The organism is Chitinimonas violaceus, assembly GCF_052601015.1.
Map to the genome: position 1 here is coordinate 1 of NZ_JBQXDJ010000159.1, position 1,976 is coordinate 1,976.

General features: G+C 51.1%; 2 protein-coding genes. Both read left to right on the top strand.

Annotated elements, in window-relative coordinates; all coding sequences use genetic code 11:
• Window positions 1-437, top strand: a 437-nt coding sequence (locus ACUHMQ_RS20590; RefSeq protein ID WP_445297317.1) for a hypothetical protein, incomplete at its 5' end; no start/stop codon positions are given.
• A gap of 958 nt (window positions 438-1,395) precedes the next feature.
• Window positions 1,396-1,976 (top strand): hypothetical protein (locus tag ACUHMQ_RS20595; protein WP_445297318.1); only part of this gene is annotated, 581 nt, incomplete at its 3' end.

The following is a 1,976-nucleotide window of genomic DNA, read 5'->3' on the forward strand; positions in this document are numbered from 1 at the left end:
TGTATGAGAAAGGCTTCGAGGTCGTTGCTAAAGCATTGGCCCAAAATCCGAACGTTAGGATTGGTCCCGAAGCGGTAGAGACTGTTTTCAATTCTGTGACTGGTGAGTATGTTCGGGCGGCTGATTGGGTGCGCTTGGAGCTTCAAGCAAGGCCGCAGGGAGAGGAGGCTAGGCGTACGGCGTCGAGTGCGTCTCCTGAAGAAGCTTGGACATTTACGCAATGGAGTCACAGATTGGCTGAAGAGGTTTTTCAAGTTGATTTAGAGCGTGCACATATCCGTCAGCGCAAGGTTTCTAAGGACGAAGAGGCTTTTCGCTGGATGTGCAAGCAGTACGCTGGGATGTTAACCAGGCTTAAGGGCGATCTAGGGGACTGGACTACTGTAGGCCTTGAGATTGGTTCGGTTCTTAGCGAGATGGATAAGAGGTCGAATTAGGCGTTTTAACGGGTCTAGGAGGTGTTGCAATGAAATCGTTGCAGGACAGGAGCGCTTTGGAGCTGCCAGGGCTGCCTAGCCCCGTTAAAAAGGCGGGGAGGCCGCCTCTCTTCGGTAGAGCGATGACGGATGCGGAGAGGAAGCGTAGGCAACGTGAGAAATCGAAGTAGGCGGTTGCACTGAGGCTGCACCGCAGCGCGTCAGCGCGAGGCGCGGACCGAAGTGCATCCGCCTCTAGGTAAATCTACGAAATATTCTGACACCGTTGTCCGTAACTAAGGTTACATGCCCAGTGTTTACAAGGGTTTTAGCGCTAATTTTGTCAAGATATGTTGACGTTTTCTACTGAAATTTGTTCAGACGTCCTAACACTTTTCCTGCAGACTAACCGTTGATTTGATGGTGTCGCCTCATGGTCTAGGCGTCGGCGTAGACGGCCCGCGTCACATAAGTTCGCAGGTTCGCACCGTCTAGTACGCGGGCGAACCTAGATCCACGAACGCTACAGGTAGAGCATTTGAGGTGCCAGTGATCGGGATTCCGTCGTAGTATCCGGTATCGGTCAACCAATGAAGTGGGCCAGCGTGCGCACCAACGCACCTGACCCGTGACCGGTTTCGAAATCTTTGAGGAAGGACTAACCGGTAATGCCAGTTTACACCATGGCGTTTCCGGCCCGGAAAGGGTCGGATGCTATCGCCTGAAACACGTCACGTAATTTCCCTCGAAAACTCATTGAAGCTCTGCCGCAAAATCTGCTCGATTTTGGGCGGCTTTTTTGCGTCTGTTGGGATGGGTTTTCTGCGCGGGTCCGCCCCCCCTACTAACAGGGGGGTCACACTCACTGACGGAAAATCCCTGGAACCCGCGCCAAATAAGGCTTTGAGGGTGTTTTTGTTTGAAATGGTTTTTTTAAAAAGTGGAGGAATTAATTTGACCTCAACGGGAGGTCAAAACAATGCGGTTTGACTGGTACCAAACGACTATTGAGGATGACCCTCGAAAGGTGGTTTCTACGCTTGCGAAATTAGGTGATGAGGTTAAGCCTGCCGATGGAGATGCGAAGCGTTGGAGATATCGACAAGGGTGGGCAGTGTTGAAGCGTGGTCATGTTGTTGCCAAGTGTTTCGCAGGCGGGAATGGCGATAAGCCTCATGCACTTGCTACTTCTGACGATACGGATGCTTTTGTTGACCTTGTCAGGTCCGAATGGGAGGGGCGGCATTTAGTTACTCGTATGGATGCAGCTCAGGATTTTTTTGATGAATATGCATATGACCGTTTACAGCGTGTTACTAAGCGAATAGCGAAGAAGCATCGTTTACGGTTTGCTTCGATTGAGGATGAGCTTTGTTCTGCTGCTGGACGTACCCAGTACATTGGAAGCCCTACTAGTGATTATCGGGGTCGTTTGTATGAGAAAGGCTTCGAGGTCGTTGCTAAAGCATTGGCCCAAAATCCGAACGTTAGGATTGGTCCCGAAGCGGTAGAGACTGTTTTCAATTCTGTGACTGGTGAGTATGTTCGGGCGGCTGATTG